The sequence below is a fragment of the Lysobacter sp. Soil_N_23 genome (genome assembly GCF_057656135.1).
This window is the reverse complement of record NZ_JBDGKY010000027.1, coordinates 1-16,404: the sequence shown is the minus strand read 5'-3', so window position 1 is coordinate 16,404 and position 16,404 is coordinate 1. Positions and strand designations below refer to the sequence as shown.

Below are 16,404 nucleotides of genomic sequence, written 5' to 3'. Positions count from 1 at the left end.
CGGGGATGACGGGGTAGGTTCCCTGAAGGAAGAGTATGTCCAACCGCTTGAACCAGACGGCACTCCCGGCACTGCCCCCCGACATCATCCGCCCCGCCTACGACCGTGCCGGCACCCGCATCGGCATCGTCCACATCGGCGTCGGCGCATTCCATCGCGCCCACCAGGCCGTCTACATGGACGACGTCCTGGCCAGCGAACCTGACTGGGCGATCTGCGGCGTCAGCCTCAACAGCCGTGACGTGCGCGACGCGCTGCAGCCGCAGGACGGCCTGTACGCACTGGCGCTGCTCGGGCAGAACCCGTCGCTGCGCGTGATCGGTTCGATCCGCGAACTCCTGTTCGCACGCGAGCAGCGCGACGAAGTGCTCAGGCGCCTGGCCGACCCGCTGGTGCGCATCGTCACCCTGACCATCACCGAGAAGGGCTATTGCCTGGCGGGTGCGGACCTCGACCTCACCCATCCGGAGATCGTCCACGACCTCGCCTCGCCGGACGCACCCAATGGCGCCATCGGTTACGTGGTGGCGGGGCTCGCGGCGCGGCGCAAGCTGCGGCTGCCGCCGTTCACGGTGCTCAGCTGCGACAACCTCCCCGAGAACGGCCGCAAGCTGGGGCGCGCGGTGGTCCAGTTCGCACGGACGATCGACCCAGAACTCGCGCGCTGGATCGAGTCGGAGGTCGCCTTCCCGTGCTCGATGGTCGACAGCATCACTCCGGCCACCGACGACGCACTGCGCGAGCGCGTCGCAGCAGAACTGGGCTGCGCCGATGCCTGGCCGGTGCAGCGCGAGGCCTACACGCAGTGGGTCGTCGAGGACAGCTTCTGCAACGGCCGGCCGGCGTTCGAGCGGGTTGGCGTGACCCTGAGCAGCGACATCGCCGGCTACGACCGCGCCAAGCTGCGCCTGCTCAACGCGCCGCATTCGGCCCTGGCCTACCTGGGCTCCCTGATGGACATCGAGACCGTCGCGCAAGCCATGGCCACGCCGGTGCTGGCCGGCTTCGTCGAGCGGCTGATGCACGACGGCATCGTGCCGAACGTGAAGGCGCCCACCGGCTTCAACGCCGGCGCCTACGTCGAGGCGATCCTGGCGCGCTTCCGCAATCCCGCCATCCAGCATCGGCTGCTGCAGATCGCCTGGGACGGCTCGCAGAAGCTGCCGGTGCGGCTGCTCGGCACGATCGGCGATGCGCTCGCCGCAGGCCATCCCATCGACCTGCTGTGCCTGCCGGTGGCGGCATGGATACAGTTCGTGCGACGCCAGGCGCGCAACGGCGTGGCGCTGGTGGATCCGATGGCGGACGTGCTGGCAGAGGTTGGCCTTGCCACGACTGGCGATGCGAATGACGACGTCGCACGGTTCCTGGCACTGGATTCGATATTCGCGCCGCTCTCGGCCGATGCGTGTTTTGTCGATGCGGTGCGCGCGGCCTATGCCAGCCTGGGCGACGGCACGCCAGCCGCCGTCTGGCGCGCCCTGAGCGACTGACCGTAGGAGCGAGCTTGCTCGCGAACAGGCGAACCGGTGTGGAGACGCAGATCGCGAGCAAGCTCGCTCCTACCGGAACCCCAGGCCGGTGACCGCCACCCGCACGCGAGCGACAAAGGTGTGCGAGGTCAGGTAGAGCGTATGGCCGTCGTCGCCGAAGGCGCAGTTCGAAACGCGGCTGCCGGTCTCGATCAGTCCCAGCCGCTTGCCGCTGGCATCCATCACCAGCAGGCCACCGGGCGCGCTGGCGAACAGGTGGCCGTCGCTGGACAGGCACAGTCCGTCCGGTGCGCCGCTGGCGCCGGAGGCGACCAGGTCGGACGCGTCGGCAAGCACGCGCCGGTCGAGCACGTCGCCGCGATCGTCCAGCCGGTACGCCATCCACACCGGATGCTTCTCGTCCGAGTTGGCCACATACAACGTGTGCTCGTCGGGCGAAAGTGCGACGCCGTTGGGGAAGCGCAGGCCGTCTTCGATCAGGTGCACGGAGCCGTCGCGGTCGAGGCGGTAGACGCCGTTGACGGCCTGCTCTTTCAATGGCGACTCGTCGATGCCCTTCAGCCCATACGGCGGATCGGTGAAGTACACCGAGCCACTGCCGTGGCGGATGACATCGTTGGGACTGTTGAGGCGCTTGCCGCGGTAGGCAGCGGCGAGCGTGGTCTTGCGCTTGCTCGCCGGGTCGAGGCGGGCGATGAGGCGCGAACCCGAATCGGCCAGCAGCACCGTGCCCTGCGGTTCGGCGTCCAGGCCATTCGCTCCGGCCTCGCGCAGCCCTTCCAAGTCCGTACCGTCGTAACCCGATGGCTTGAGGAACACGGCCAGCCCGTCGCTCGGTGACCAGCGGTACATCGTGTTGCCGGGCACGTCGTTGAACAGCAGGTAGTGACCGTCGTGCATCCACAGCGGGCCTTCGGACCAGTCGAAGCCTTCGGCGATGCGCTCGATGCGCGCGTCCGGCGCGACGATTGCGCGAAGGGCGTCGTCGTACACGGTGATACGTCCGACGGTCGGGTAGGCGTGCGTGGCGGTGGGATCGACCGCGGGAGTGCACGCGGTTGCCGCCGCCAGCAGCATGGCGACAGGCACGGCCCGGAGCGAGGAGGAGCGCATCACCGCACCTGTACCGTGGCTTGCGCGCCTTGCAACTGCGCCGACTGCGCCCGCACCGTCACGGTGCCAGACTGCCCTGGCTTGCTACGCAGGATCACCAGCGCAAGTCCGTTGAACGCGTTGCGCTCGTGCGAGGGGAACGGGGTCATGTCGGTCGGGTCTCCGTTGTCGGTGGCGATGATCTCCGCTGGCCCCTCGACGCTGAACGCAATGTGCGATGCCGCATCGGGCACGGGCTGTCCGTCGCGGTCGAGTATGCGCAATGTCACGAACGACAGGTCGCTGCCGTCGGCGCGGATCTGCTCGCGGTCCGCCTGCAACTCCAGCCTCGCCGCTGCGCTGGCCGTGCGCGTGCTCTCGTCGGCCCAAGGCTTGCCGTTCCTGTAGGCCTGCACCCGCAGTTCGCCGGGCTGATACACGACGTCGTCCCAACGCAGGCGGTACTCGTACGGGCCCTTCTTCCGACGCCCTTGCGACTTGCCGTTGACGAACAGCTCCGCCTCGTCGCCGGAAGTGAATACATGCACCGGCGTCACCTGGCCTTCGCGCCCCGGCCACGTCCAGTGCGGCAGCAGGTGCGCCATCGGCAGCTCCGGTCGCCAGCGCGCCTGGTAGAGATAGAAGCGGTCCTTCGGGAAACCGGCCAGGTCGACGATGCCGGAGTAGGAACTGCGCGAGTCGTAGTACGGCGTCGGCTCGCCGAGGTAGTCGAACCCCGTCCACACGAACTCGCCCGCGACATACGGATTGCGGTCGAGCGAGGCGAAGACCTTGTCGGCGCTGGAGCCGAAATCGACCGCGTGCAGCTCATACGCGCTGACCTGGCGGATCTTCGAGTCACCGCCACGGCCATCGCGCACCGGTGCGCTGGTCTCCTTCGTCACCGGGAACAGGTACACGCCGCGGGTGCTCAGTGCCGAGGCTGTCTCGGTGCTGATGATGGCCTTGTCCGGGAAGCGCGCGTGGAACGCCGGGTACTGCGGCGGCGTGCGGATGCGCTCGGTGCCCTCGAACTCGGGCGTGTCGCGGATGCCTTCGCCCTGGTAGTTCAGGCCGATCACATCGAGCACCGCCGGCAGCGGCATGTCCGGCTTGGCCCAGTTCATGGCGTTGGTGGTCGGGCGGGTCGGGTCTTCCTCGCGGACGATCTCATGCAGGCGCCTGGCGATCGCCGCGCCTGCCTCGCCGGTGTACTGCTCGCCGACTTCGTTGCCGACGCTCCAGGCGATGATCGACGGGTGGTTGCGGTCGCGGCGCAGCATCGAGCGCAGGTCGGGCTCGTGCCAGTCCTTGAAGATCAGATGGAAGTCGAGCGGCGTCTTCCTGCGCTCCCAGGAATCGAAGACCTCGTCGATCACGAGAAAACCCATGCGGTCGGTCAGCTCGAGCAGCTCGGGCGCCGGCGGGTTGTGGCTCATGCGCACGGCATTGGCGCCCATCCCTCGCAGGATCTCGAGCTGGCGCTCCGCCGCGCGGACGTTGAAGGCGGCACCCAGCGCGCCCAGGTCGTGGTGGTTGTTGACGCCGCGGATGACGATGCGCTCCCCGTTGACGATCAGGCCCTCGTTGGCGTCGAAGCGAACCGAGCGGATGCCGAATGGTGTCTCGTGCCGGTCGACGATGCGGCCATCGCGCGAAACCGTGGTGATGGCGACATAGCGGTTCGGTCGCTGCGTCGGCGGTGGACCCCATAGCCGCGGATGGGCGAGGGTGGTCGAGCCGCTAATGCTCGCCCTGGAACGCGCCGGAACCTGCGTGCGCATGGGCTTGATGCGCGCGACCACGTCGCCGGACCGCTGCCCGGAATCGTCCAGCGCCACAATCTCGGTGGCGACGTCGACCTCGGCGGCACGCGCGGAGTCGTTGTCGACGGACGCATCCAGCCGGATGGTTGCTGCATCGGCAGACACCTGCGGTGTCGTCACCCGCGTGCCCCAGTGCGCCGCGTGCAGCGGATCGACCTTGCTCAACCACACACTGCGATACAGGCCGCCACCGGGATACCAGCGCGCCGAATCGGGCGGGTTGTCGAGACGGATCGCCAGCTGGTTGTCGCCACCTGGCCGCAGGTACGGCGTCAGGTCCACGCGCCACGAGTTGTACCCGTACGGCCAGCCACCGACGAGATGGCCGTTGAGCCACACCGTCGCGTACGACATCGCGCCGTCGACATCGAGGAAGACCGAACGGCCGCGATCGCTCGCCGGGATGTCCAGCTTGCGCCGGTACCAGCCGATGCCCCAGCTCGGCAGACGGCCCATGCCGCCATAAGGGCCTTCGCGCAGGAACGGTCCGGCGATGGCCCAGTCGTGCGGCAGGTTGACCTGCTGCCAGCCGCGATCGTCGAAGTCCGTCTGCACGAACGCGACATCACTGCCGGGATCATTCCCGCTGGAGCCGCCGGCGGGCCGGACATGACGCCGTGACGGGTCGCCGATGAAGGCGTTGCCGCTGGGCAGGATCCACGGCTTGAGCACGCCCTGCGCCCGTGCGGCGAGCTGCTCGGCTTCCTCGGGGCGGGCATCGGCGGCCTTGCCGTCCTGGTTGTCCGTCACCTTCGGCCGCACGTCGTAGTCCAGTCGCGTCGACAGGCCCGGCGGATCGCCCTGGTGGAATCGCCAGCCGCTGTTGATCGAGATGCGCTCGCGCGCAGCGGCATCGAACGGCGCCACGATCACGAACCCGACAAGACAGATGCCAGCCACCACCTGTAGGAGCGAGCTTGCTCGCGACCCGCCGCTGCCGTCGCCGTCGCCCCGAATCGCGAGCAAGCTCGCTCCTACGCGGGCGGCGCGCATCACAGCTTGTAGGCCTGCTTCGGCAAGCGATAGGCCAGGTCGACGGCAAGCTCGGCCGCTTCGTCCTCATCCATCCGGTGCTCGCTGACCAGCTTGGCCAGGAACGCGCAATCGACGCGACGGGCGACATCGTGACGGGCGGGAATCGACAGGAACGCACGCGTGTCGTCGTTGAAGCCGACCGTGTTGTAGAAGCCGCCGCTGCTGAGGGTCTGCTCGCGGAAGCGCCACATGCCTTCGGGCGCGTCATGGAACCACCACGCCGGGCCGAGGAACAACGCCGGATAGTGCCCGGCAAGCGGCGCCAGTTCGCGCGCGTAGGTGCTCTCGTCGAGGGTGAACACGATCACCCGCAGGCGCGGATCGTTGCCGAAGCGGTCGAGCAGCGGCTTGAGCGCGTTGACGTAGTCGGTGCGCATCGGCATGTCCGCGCCCTTGTCGCGGCCGAAGCGCTCGAACAGGCGCGCGTTGTGGTTGCGGAAGCAGCCCGGATGGATCTGCATCACCAGGCCGTCGTCCAGGCTCATCGCCGCCATCTCGGTCAGTACCTGGGCGCGGAACAGCTCGGCTTCGGCCGCGCTGGAACCGCCGCGTGCCACCTTCTCGAACAGACGGCGCGCTTCATCGGCGGGCAGGTCGGCGGTGGCGGCGGTCGGGTGGCCATGATCGGTCGAGGTCGCGCCCATCGCCGCGAACGCGGCACGGCGCTGGCGATGCGCGCGCAGGTAGCCGTCCCAGGTGTAGACGTTCTCGCCGGTGATCTCGCCGAAGCGCTCGAGCGAAGCGGCGAACTCCTCATGCTCCGGATCGACCACCGGGTCCGGGCGGTAGGCCGTGACCACGCGGCCCGGCCAGCCACTGGCGCGGATCTGCGCGTGATGCTGCAACGGGTCGAGCGGCGATTCGGTGGTCGCCAGCAGTTCGATGCGGAAGCGGTCGAACAATGCGCGCGGCCGGAACTCGGCCAGCTGCAGTGCGGCGGTGATGTGGTCGTAGTAACGGTCGGCACTGCCGGCATCCAGGCGCTCGCGCAGTCCGAACACCTCGTGGAAGACGTGGTTGAGCCACATCGACGACGGCGTGCCGCGGAACAGGTGGAAGTTGGACGCGAACAGGCGCCAGGCCGCGCGCGGATCGACAGACGAACGCGAACCGTCACGGCGCGGGATGCCCAGCGCGTCCAGGTCGATGCCCTGGCTGTAGAGCATGCGGAACACGTAATGGTCCGGGATCAGCAGCAGCTCGGTGGCGTTGGCGAAGGCTTCGTTGCCGGCGAACCAGGACGGATCGGTGTGGCCATGCGGGCTGATGATCGGCAGTTGCGCGACCTGGCCGTACAGGCGCCGCGCGATTGCGCGTGCGCCGGCTTCGGCGGGGAACAGTCGGTCCGGGTGCAGGTCCAGTGCTTTGGTGGTGCTCATCGTGCCAGCTCTCTTCGTTGCGTTCTCTTCGTTGCATTCACTTCGCGGCGGCGTCGGTGGTGGCGGCCGAAGGCCCGGTCACACCGCGCACATAGCCACGCAGCCACGCCATCGCCGGCCGTTCGCTGCCGTCCTTGCGCACCAGGTAGGCCTTCTCCTTGGTCCGCCACATACCCGGACGATAGCCCCACAGGGTGATGCCCTTGACCGCCGGATGTTCCCAGAACACAGGGAAGATCCGCTGGTAGTCCTTGAGCTGCTGCGCGTCGGTGGCGCCGTCGATGTCCAGCTCGGTCACGTAGATTGGCAGGCCGGTCGCGGCGAGGCGATCGAGGTTGGCGCGGTGCACCGACATCGGCGTGTCGGCCTTTGTCGCGAAGGCGTGGCCCTGCACACCGATGCCATCGACCAGGTTGTCCTTGCGCAGCAACTCGATGATCTCGAGGTAACGCCGGGTATTGTCGTCCTTGTTGGTGATGTTGTAGTCGTTGATCAGGAGCTTGGCGTGCGGGAAATTGCGGCGGGCGAGGCGATAGGACTCGATGATCCAGTCCCAGCCGCTGGCGCCGCTGCCGCCGAGCGCGTTGATGTAGTTGCCGCCGCCTTCGTCGTCCTTGTTGGGCGGGTCATTGAGCGGCTCGTTGACCACCTCGACGTAGTCCAGGTCCGGATAGCGCTTCGCGACGGCGGCGAACCATTCCTCGATCTCCTCGCGCTGTTCCTTCGGCGACAACTTCTCCATCCACTCCGGCTGCTGGTTGCCCCAGACCATCACGTGCATGTGGAACGGGAAACCGTGGCTCTTGGCGAACTGATAGGCCGCATCCAGGCCGGACCAGTCCATCTGGTCGCGCACGGCTTCGACCGAGCCCCACTTGCCGGCGTTCTCCGGCGTGACCTTGTTCCAGTAGCCGGCAAAGCCGGGCAGCTGGGTCGGGCTGTGGACGCTGCCGAGGAACTTCGCCTGCCCGGCGGCGAGCGGCGCGCCTTGCGCCTGCAACGCCAGCGGCATCGCGGCCAGCAGGACCAGCATCAGTGCTTTCATCCTTGCATCCCCCATGAAGACGGTCATGCGCCTGTTCCGTCCAGCAATTGCGCCGGCTCCAGGCGCGGCGCCAGCAGGTGCACGACCAGCAGCGCGATCAGGTAGGCAGATCCGGCCATCAGGAACACCGGCACGTAGCTGCCGGTGGTCTGCAGCAGGAAGCCGGTGAAGGTGGCGATCATCATGCCGCCGACGGCGCCGGCGAAACCGCCGATGCCGACCACCGACGCCACCGCGCGGCGCGGGAACATGTCGGACGTCAGCGTGAACACGTTCGCCGACCAGCCCTGGTGGCCGGCCGTCGCCAGGCCGATCAGGCCGACCGCGAGCCACAGGTTGTCGGCATTCGCGGCGAACACGATCGGCACCACGGCCAGGCCGCAGATGCCCATCGCGGTCTTGCGCGCGCGGTTGACGCTCCAGCCCATCCGGATGAAACGCCCGGCGAGCCAGCCGCCGAAGATGCTGCCGACATCGGCCAGCACGAAGATCACGATCAGCGGCAGGCCCAGGCCGAGCAGGGTCAGGCCGTACTCGGCGTGCAGGAACTTCGGCAGCCAGAACAGGAAGAACCACCAGATCGGGTCGGTGATGAACTTGGCGGCGACGAACGCCCACGCCTGGCGATGGCGCAGGATGCGCGACCACGGCACGCGCACCGCCGGTTCCGGCGGATCGCTGCGGATGTAGGCCAGTTCGCCGGCGCTGAGCCTGGGCTGGTCCTCCGGCGTGCGATAGATCAGCAGCCACGCCACCAGCCAGGCCGCGCTGAGCGCGCCGGTGACCAGGAACGCCGCCTGCCAGCCCCAGGTCGCGGCCACCACCGGCACCATCATCGGCGCCACGATCGCACCGACGTTGGAGCCGGAATTGAAGATGCCGGTTGCCAGCGCCCGCTCCTTGCGCGGGAACCATTCGGCCACGGTCTTGATGGCGGCCGGGAAGTTGCCGGCCTCGCCGAAGCCGAGCACGAAGCGCGCGGCGGCGAAACCAACCACGCTGGCGGCGAGCGAATGACTCATCGCCGCCAGGCTCCAGATGCTGATCGAGATGGCATAGCCGACGCGCGTGCCGAGGCGGTCGATGATCGCGCCGGCGCAGAGCAGGCCGATCGCATAGGCGGCCTGGAAGGCGGTGACGATGTAGCCGTACTCGATCTCGTTCCAGCCGATCTCGGCCTGCAGGAACGGCGCCAGCACGCCGAGCACCTGGCGGTCGATGTAGTTGATGGTCGTGGCCAGCAGCAGCATCGCGCAGATGCGCCAACGGTACATGCCGACCTTCGTCACCGGTGCCGCGACGCCGGTGGTCGTGGTTGCTTCGCTCATGCCACCCCCACCAGCACCCGACGGTGTGTCCTCAGCCGTACAAGTGTCGCCGCAGCGCGGCCGAGGCAGGGAAAATTGCTGCAGTGCAGCGCGTCATGCGCAGGTCTGGCCAATCGTGTCATCGCGGTTTTCCCTGCGTTTTTGCCGCAGGTCAGCTGAATGTTAGCGCTAGCATTAGCACACGGATCAGGGGCCGGGCTACTGCCTTTCGACGGCGGTCACAGAGTGAAAACTGCTTCAGGTGTCGAGTATTGCGCAAACGGGCAAGAGGAAACTGACTGCCGGGACGGGGCGAAACGGCTCATGTTGCTATGCAGCGTGCGAGGCAAAAATGGTAGCGCTACCATCCGCCCCGGATCGCCTCAGACGGATTCGTAGCGTCACCAGTGTTGTAGCCAACAAAAAAACCAGCCACTCGCCTGCGCAGCGACAACGATCGCGCGCAGGCGCAGTCACCAGAAACGGGAGGGGAGTACGGTGCAAATCCATATCGCAAGAACGGCCTTGTCGCGCGCCTTGGGCATTGCTCTGTTGGGCATGGCCAGCAGTTCGGTGCTGGCACAGGCCCAAGAGCAGGTACAGACGCAGCAGGAAAGCACGCAGCAGGAAAGCACGCAGCAGGCGCAGCCGACCCAGGTCGCGCAGGCAGACACCACGGCAGCACCGGTGCAGACGCCGGCCGGCTCGCAGGATGCGGTCAACCTCGATCGCGTCGTCGCCACCGGCTTCCGCAAGAGCCTGGAATATTCGACCCAGTCCAAGCGCGACGCCATCAACGTCACCGACACGGTGTTCGCCGAGGACATGGGCAAGTTCCCCGACCTCAACATCGCCGAGTCGCTCAACCGCATCCCGGGCGTGCAGCTGGCCCGCGACGTCAACGGCGAAGGCCTCAATGTCGCCATCCGCGGCCTGGGCACCAGCTTCACCAAGACCACGCTCAACGGCAACTCGATCGCAACCGCATCGGTCGGTCTGAACAACCAGAACCAGAACCGCGAAGTCGACCTGAATCTGTTCCCGACCGAGTTCTTCACCCAGTTGTCGGTCAGCAAGACGCCGCTCGCCAGCCAGCTCGAAGGCGGCGTGTCCGGCGTGGTCGACATGCGTACCGCGCGTCCGTTCGACAACCCCGGCAAGCACCTGACCTACAACCTGCAGGCCGACTACAACGAGACCAGCGAAGAGACCAGCCCGCGCGGCTCGCTGATCGGCAGCTGGACCAACGACGACGGCACGTTCGGCGCGCTGGCGGGCGTGTCGGTCTCGCGTGGCAAGATCGGCGTAGAAGGTTTCGAAAGCGTGGGCTGGACCAATCCGGGCCTGACCGCAGTCCAATGCGGGCTCGCGCCGCCGACCGACCCGCTGAACACGACCCAGCCGGGTTCGTGCAATACCGGCGGTGGCGGCAACTGGCGCATTCCCGACCGGGTTCCCGACAACGCGGCCGCGATCGCCGCGGGCCTGACACCGGGTGACGTGATCAGCCGGGACATGCTGCTTGCCCTCAATCCGGGCCTGAGCATCGAGCAGATCAGCGAAGCCCTGATCCCGCGCCTGGGCCGTCCGGTCCACATGTCCGGCGACCGCGATCGCGATGGCTTCGTCGGTGCGCTGGAATGGCGCCCGAGTGACAATGCGCGGTTCTACCTCGATACGATGTACACCGAGGCGCACCGCACCAACGAACGAATCGACGTCAACCTGATCGGGCGCAACTTCGCCGCGAACGGCCCGATCCCGATCGACATGCAGGTCGACGGCAACGGCGTGGTGACCAGCGCCACCCTCGCCAACGCCCAGTTCTTCCTCGAGGCGCGTCCGTACCGGGAAGACGTCAAGTTCTGGAACGTCAACCCGGGCGGCACCTTCTGGTTCGACGACGACATCAAGCTGGACTTCCAGGCCAGCATGAGCCGCAGCTGGATGGACCGCGAGTCGCCGACGATCCTGGTGAACACGCCGTTCACCAACATCGAGTACCGCAACGACGGTGGCGATGTTCCGAGCTGGACCACCGACATCGACCTCAACGACCCCAATGCGGGTTGGACGTGGGATGGTGGCCGACTCAACATCCAGAACGAAAAGCGCGTGACCGAGACCCGCGGTGCCCGCGCCGACCTGCAGTTCGGCGAGGACCGCAGCAACGTCCGCGTCGGCATCGCCTGGGACGAGGCCGAGCGCCGCATCCAGGGCTTCGACAACAGTGCGGCCTGGGAAGACACCGCATGCCGCGGCCTGAACCCGGACGGCAGCGTGCCGAACCCGCGTCCTGGCTGCGTCGGCGGTCCGCTGGCGGCGGTTCCGCAGGCGCAGTTGGCGTCGTACCTGCGCCCGGGCCCGTTCGGCTTCATCACGGTCGACTTCGACCGCTTCAAGAACGACACCAACTACTACGAACTGCGTGACAACGCACCGGAGTCGGGTTCGTCCAACACGGCAGCCACCACCGGCGGCATCAACGAACAGAACCTGGGCGCATACATCGAAGTCAACGGTGAGGCCGAAGTGTGGAACCGTCCGCTGCGCTTCAACGGCGGCGTGCGCTATGTCACCACCGATCAGGAAACCATGGGTCCGGTGCAGGTCGGCGCAACGCGCGAATGGCGTGTGTTGCAGTCCGACTACGATGAACTGCTGCCGTCCTTCAACGTTGCCTGGGACGCCACCGACAGCATCGTCCTGCGCATGTCCGGTTCGCGCACGCTCACCCGCCCGAACCCCAGCGACATGCTGCCGAACACCAACTTCAGCGATCCGGTGGCGCAGCAGGCCACGCAGGGCAACCCGAACCTCGAACCGTACCTGTCGACCAACTTCGACATCGGCGGCGAGTGGTACACGGGCGACGAGGGTTTCGTCGGCCTGACTTACTTCAACAAGAGCATCGACGGCTTCACCGTCCTGGGCACGAGGACGGTTCCGTTCACGGACCTGGGCATTCCGTTCGACAGCCTCGCCGACTTCCAGCAGACCGCCATCAACTCGCGCGGCGGCCCGGACAATGCAACCGTCACGGTGCAGCAGCAGGTCAATGCCGACGGCACGCTCAAGATCAAGGGCATCGAAGCGACCTGGGTGCAGCCGCTGGACAAGGTGTTCGAAGGGTTGGGCTTCATGGCCAACTACACGCACGTCAAGCAGACCTCGGAAGGCGATGGCGTGCCGGCCGTGGCGGTGGGCGTGGCGCCTGACCTGTGGAACGCGACCGCGTACTGGGAGAACGACCGCGCGTCGATCCGGCTGTCCTACACCTGGAACGACGACATCATCGCCTCCGGTGCGAACCAGAACGGCATTCCGCAAGCCCGCCTGATCAGCGAGGCACGCGGACAGCTCGACCTGTCGGCCAGCTACACGCTGGCGCAGTTCAGGTCGGAGCCGCAGCTGACCCTGAATGTCATCAACATCACCAGCGAGCCGCTGAAGACCAACTTCTACTACGACAACGCCACGTACGAGTACTACGAGCCAGGCTATACCGTCCTGCTGGGCGTCCGCGGTACCTTCTGATGCGGTCGTCGATGCGGTAAACGGTGGGAAACCACCCGCGGCCCGTCCCGGTGCCTGGCACCGGACGGGCCGTGCCGTATCTGCAACCGATGGCAATACGCGCAGCCCGACCCACAACCTCGAAACGGTGGTCATGAACAGCACTGCAGAAGTCCTCTCCGTCCGCGAGAAGGTTGGTTACAGCCTCGGCGACCTGGCCGCCAACCTCATCTTCCAGACGCTGGTCGCGTTCCTGGCCTTCTTCTACACCGACGTCTACCGGATCCCGGCCGGCACGGCCGCGACCATCATCTTCATCGGCGGCATGCTCGGTGCGTTCGTGTTCACGCCGCTGATCGGCTTCGCCGCCGACCGCACCAGCACGCGCTGGGGCAAGTTCCGTCCGTGGATCCTGTGGACCGCGATCCCGTTTGGCGTGTTCTCGCTGCTGGCCTTCAGCACCCCTGACCTGGGCGAGCAGGGCAAGGTCGTCTATGCGCTGGCGACCTACATCCTGCTGGTGATGATCTACGCCGCCAACAACCTGCCGTACTCCGCGCTCAGCGGCGTGCTCACCGGCTCGATGGCGCAGCGCAACAGCCTGTCGTCGTACCGCTTCGTGGCAGTGATGCTCGCGCAGTTCGTGATCCAGGTGCTGCTGCTGCCGCTGGTGCTGATCCTCGGCAGCGGCGACAAGGTGCGCGGCTTCCACAACACCATGCTGCTGTTCGCCGTGGTCGGTACCGTGTTCTTCCTGATCACCTTCTTCACCACGCGCGAGCGCATCGTCGCCGCGCCGGAACACAAGTCGAGCATCAAGCAGGACCTGGCCGACCTGGCCCGCAACCGTCCGTGGATCGTGATGCTGGCGCTGACCATCCTGGTGTTCGTGACCCTGGCGCTGAAGGGCGGTTCGTACATCTACTACTTCCAGTACTACCTGGATGCGGGCGCGCTGGGCCGGTTCCTCGAGGACGTTGGCTTCAATCGCCTGATCGGCGGACTGAACGCCGTGCTCACCGGCATCGGCCTGACCGAGTTCCAGTGGCCCAAGGACGCGCCGACCTCGGCGTACAGCATGTTCAATGCCGCCGGCATCATCTCGATGATCGTCGGCATCGGTTTCTCCAAGCGCCTTGCCGACCGTTTCGGCAAGCGGGACGTGTTCGGCGGCGCACTTTTCGTTTCAACGATATTTCTGCTGGCGTTCTTCTTCTACCCGCCGACGGCGGTCGCGCTGGTGTTCGTCTCGCTGGTCCTGCACGGCTTCTTCTACGGCATCACCATCCCGCTGCTGTGGGCGATGATCGCCGACGTCGCCGACTACTCGGAGTGGCGCAACTACCGCCGCGCCACCGCGATCATCTTCTCGGCGATGCTGTGCGGCCTGAAGATCGGCCTGAGCGTCGGCGGCGCGCTGGTTGCAGGGCTGCTCGCCTACTACGGCTACCAGGCCGGCGAACCGGCGCAGGCGGCGCAGACGATCGACGGCATCCGCCTGGCGGTCAGCATCTACTGCTCGATTCCATTGCTGCTGTGCGTCGTGCTGCTGTTCCTGTACCAGATCAACAAGTCGATGGAGTCGCGCATCGAGCAGGAGCTGGGCGCGCGCAGGCTGCAGGCCGGCAGCGCTGCCTGATTTCCGAACGTTGATCCCGTTGCAATCCCACCACGAAGGCAACCGTCATGGCTGACGACATCGGATCCGACGAACTGAAAGCACTGGCCGCGAAGGCCATCTCGCAGCCGCTGGTCACCCACATCTACACCGCCGACCCGTCTGCACACGTGTTCGACGGCAAGCTCTACATCTATCCGTCGCACGACATCGATGCCGGACTGCCGTTCGACGACGATGGCGGTCATTTCGGCATGGAGGACTACCACGTCCTGCGCATGGACTCGCCCACCGGCGAGGCCGTCGACTGCGGCCTGGCCCTGCACGTCAAGGACGTGCCCTGGGCGCAGCGGCAGATGTGGGCCCCCGATGCGGCCAGCAGGGACGGCAAGTACTACCTGTACTTCCCGGCCAAGCGTGCAGACGGCATCTTCCAGATCGGCGTGGCGGTGGGTGCGCGGCCGGAAGGTCCGTTCGTGCCCGAGCCGCAGGCGATCGTGGGCAGCTACTCCATCGACCCGGCCGTGTTCGCCGATGACGATGGCGAGCACTACATGTACTTCGGCGGCATCTGGGGCGGGCAGCTGCAGAAGTACCGCGACAACGCCTACGGCGCATCGCACGAGGAGCCGGCCGATGGCGAGCCGGCGCTGGGCGCGCGCGTCGCGCGCCTGAGCGCCGACATGAAGCAGTTCGCCGAAGTGCCGTGCGAGGTGCTGATCCTCGACGAGGCCGGCCAGCCGCTGCGCGCCGACGACCACGATCGACGCTTCTTCGAGGCGTCGTGGCTGCACAAGCACCAGGGCCGCTACTACTTCTCGTATTCGACCGGCAACACGCACTTCCTGTGCTACGCGGTGGGCGACAACCCGTACGGTCCCTTCACGTATCAGGGCACGATCCTGACGCCGGTCGTGGGCTGGACCACGCATCACTCCATCTGCGCGTTCCAGGGCCGCACGTACCTGTTCTATCACGACTCCATCCTGTCGGGCGGCGTGACGCACCTGCGTTCGATCAAGGTCACCGAACTCCACTACGACGACCACGGCAAGATCAGGACCATCCACCCGTATGGGGAGTGATCCTCGCGCCGACGCGATGGCACCGTTGGCGCCGGGCCCGGTGACCACGATCGGTACCGGTGCACTTGCGGTCGACATCGCGCCGGAGGCGGGCGGACGCATCGCGCAGATCCGTCTGGACGGTGTCGAGCAGCTGGTCGGCCATGGCGAAGGCACCAGCGCCGCGATTGCATGGGGCTGCTATCCGATGGTGCCCTGGGCCGGACGGGTACGGAACGGTCGCTTCGCCAGCGAAGGTCGCCTCTACGACTTGCCGTTGAACCTGGAGGCGCACGCGATCCACGGCGTCGGCTTCACGATGCCGTGGCGGCTGGATTCGCACGACGGGGACCACGCCGAACTGTCGTTGGCGTTGCCGCAGGACGAGCACTGGCCGTTCGGCGGAAGTTCGCGTCAGCGCATCGAGGTCGGTGATCGCCACCTCAGGCTGACCTTGTCGGCGACCGCGGGAGAGCTTGGGATGCCGGCGACGATCGGCTGGCATCCGTGGTTCCGCAAGCCCGATCGCGTCGAGTTCGAGCCGCGCATGATCTACCCGCGCGATGCCGACGGCATCGCCGTTCGACCGCTGGTGGCGCCGACGCCGGGGCCATGGGACGACTGTTTCATCAACGACCTGCCGGTGCTCATCGAGCGCAACGGCCAGCGCGTCCGCATGACATCCGACTGTGTTCATTGGGTGGTCTACGACGCAGCCGCGCACGCCACCTGCGTCGAGCCGCAGAGCGGGCCGCCGGATGCTTTCAATCTTGAGCCGATGCTGCTGGCGCCGCACACCTCGGTGGAGGCCTGGTTCCTGCTGCAATGGCTGTGACGGGCACGCGCCAGGGCGAAGGAAGGTTCTTCTTTCCTTGGCGTTGGTGTTGCTTGTCGTCCCGAACGCAGTGAGGGGCCTGCTGTTGCTGTTGCGTTTTGGGCTTGCGTCTGCGGAGCGGCGTCGTCCGCCGGGCCGGGGATTGCTCCGCCCCTTAGTCGGACATCCTGTCCGAATGCGGGGCGTGGGCCATC

The 16,404-nt window shown here is 66.8% G+C and carries 10 protein-coding genes; 5 read left to right on the top strand and 5 right to left on the bottom strand.

Annotated elements, in window-relative coordinates; all coding sequences use genetic code 11:
• Positions 1 to 35 precede the first annotated feature (35 nt).
• Entirely contained in the window at positions 36 to 1,493 is a 1,458-nt protein-coding gene (locus AC3A3X_RS16180; protein WP_487584047.1) for a mannitol dehydrogenase family protein, read from the top strand.
• A gap of 69 nt (positions 1,494 to 1,562) precedes the next feature.
• Here AC3A3X_RS16180 and AC3A3X_RS16175 read toward each other — a convergent pair whose 3' ends face one another.
• From AC3A3X_RS16175 to AC3A3X_RS16155, 5 genes are all read right to left on the bottom strand, one after another.
• Positions 1,563 to 2,606, bottom strand: coding sequence for an SMP-30/gluconolactonase/LRE family protein (locus AC3A3X_RS16175; protein ID WP_487584046.1), 1,044 nt, complete (start codon positions 2,604 to 2,606; stop codon positions 1,563 to 1,565).
• On the bottom strand, positions 2,606 to 5,311 hold the full coding sequence (galB, locus tag AC3A3X_RS16170; RefSeq protein WP_487584070.1) for a beta-galactosidase GalB: 2,706 nt from the start codon (positions 5,309 to 5,311) through the stop codon (positions 2,606 to 2,608). The genes AC3A3X_RS16175 and galB overlap by 1 nt, the downstream gene beginning before the upstream one ends.
• A gap of 92 nt (positions 5,312 to 5,403) precedes the next feature.
• A complete protein-coding gene (gene uxaC / locus AC3A3X_RS16165) occupies positions 5,404 to 6,825 on the bottom strand; it encodes a glucuronate isomerase (protein WP_487584045.1) in 1,422 nt (473 codons plus the stop codon).
• A gap of 37 nt (positions 6,826 to 6,862) precedes the next feature.
• Positions 6,863 to 7,870: an endo-1,4-beta-xylanase gene (locus AC3A3X_RS16160; RefSeq protein ID WP_487584044.1), complete on the bottom strand. Its 1,008-nt coding sequence runs from the start codon at positions 7,868 to 7,870 to the stop codon at positions 6,863 to 6,865.
• 23 nt (positions 7,871 to 7,893) lie between these two features.
• Positions 7,894 to 9,198 carry an MFS transporter gene (locus AC3A3X_RS16155; RefSeq protein ID WP_487584043.1) on the bottom strand — a complete coding sequence of 435 codons (1,305 nt, stop codon included), beginning with the start codon at positions 9,196 to 9,198 and terminating at the stop codon, positions 7,894 to 7,896.
• A 477-nt stretch (positions 9,199 to 9,675) separates the two neighbouring features.
• Here AC3A3X_RS16155 and AC3A3X_RS16150 point away from each other — a divergent pair, with 477 nt between their 5' ends.
• The 4 genes from AC3A3X_RS16150 (at position 9,676) to AC3A3X_RS16135 (ending at position 16,210) form a co-directional block, all read left to right on the top strand.
• Entirely contained in the window at positions 9,676 to 12,714 is a 3,039-nt protein-coding gene (locus AC3A3X_RS16150; protein WP_487584042.1) for a TonB-dependent receptor, read from the top strand.
• A 133-nt stretch (positions 12,715 to 12,847) separates the two neighbouring features.
• Positions 12,848 to 14,332 (top strand): MFS transporter, encoded by a 1,485-nt coding sequence (locus AC3A3X_RS16145; protein ID WP_487584041.1) that lies wholly within the window; start codon positions 12,848 to 12,850, stop codon positions 14,330 to 14,332.
• Positions 14,333 to 14,379: 47 nt separating this feature from the next.
• Positions 14,380 to 15,396 carry a glycoside hydrolase family 43 protein gene (locus AC3A3X_RS16140; protein ID WP_487584040.1) on the top strand — a complete coding sequence of 339 codons (1,017 nt, stop codon included), beginning with the start codon at positions 14,380 to 14,382 and terminating at the stop codon, positions 15,394 to 15,396.
• Positions 15,386 to 16,210, top strand: a complete 825-nt coding sequence (locus AC3A3X_RS16135; RefSeq protein ID WP_487584039.1) for an aldose epimerase family protein — start codon at positions 15,386 to 15,388, stop codon at positions 16,208 to 16,210. The genes AC3A3X_RS16140 and AC3A3X_RS16135 overlap by 11 nt, the downstream gene beginning before the upstream one ends.
• The last annotated feature ends 194 nt before the right edge of the window (positions 16,211 to 16,404 follow it).